1 rRNA gene is annotated in these 639 nt (G+C 54.5%); it reads right to left on the bottom strand.

The window, feature by feature from the left end:
* Nucleotides 1–639: ribosomal RNA gene (locus CTN01_RS22595) — 23S ribosomal RNA — on the bottom strand; the annotation flags it as partial.

The raw sequence follows: 639 nt of genomic DNA, 5'->3' as shown, positions 1-639 counted from the left end.
CAGCACTTACACACCCGACCTATCAACGTTGTAGTCTTCAACAACCCTTTAGAGACCTTAAAGGTCTAGGGATGACTCATCTTGAGGCTCGCTTCCCGCTTAGATGCTTTCAGCGGTTATCGATTCCGAACTTAGCTACCGGGCAATGCGTCTGGCGACACAACCCGAACACCAGCGGTTCGTCCACTCCGGTCCTCTCGTACTAGGAGCAGCCCCTCTCAATCATCCAACGCCCACGGCAGATAGGGACCGAACTGTCTCACGACGTTCTAAACCCAGCTCGCGTACCACTTTAAATGGCGAACAGCCATACCCTTGGGACCGACTTCAGCCCCAGGATGTGATGAGCCGACATCGAGGTGCCAAACACCGCCGTCGATATGAACTCTTGGGCGGTATCAGCCTGTTATCCCCGGAGTACCTTTTATCCGTTGAGCGATGGCCCTTCCATTCAGAACCACCGGATCACTATGACCTGCTTTCGCACCTGCTCGAATTGTCATTCTCGCAGTCAAGCGGGCTTATGCCATTGCACTAACCTCACGATGTCCGACCGTGATTAGCCCACCTTCGTGCTCCTCCGTTACTCTTTGGGAGGAGACCGCCCCAGTCAAACTACCCACCAGGCACTGTCCGTAA

The organism is Photobacterium angustum (assembly GCF_003026365.1).
Classification (GTDB): domain Bacteria; phylum Pseudomonadota; class Gammaproteobacteria; order Enterobacterales; family Vibrionaceae; genus Photobacterium; species Photobacterium angustum.
Note: the sequence above shows the minus strand (reverse complement) of the source record. Positions and strands in the feature narration are given on the sequence as shown.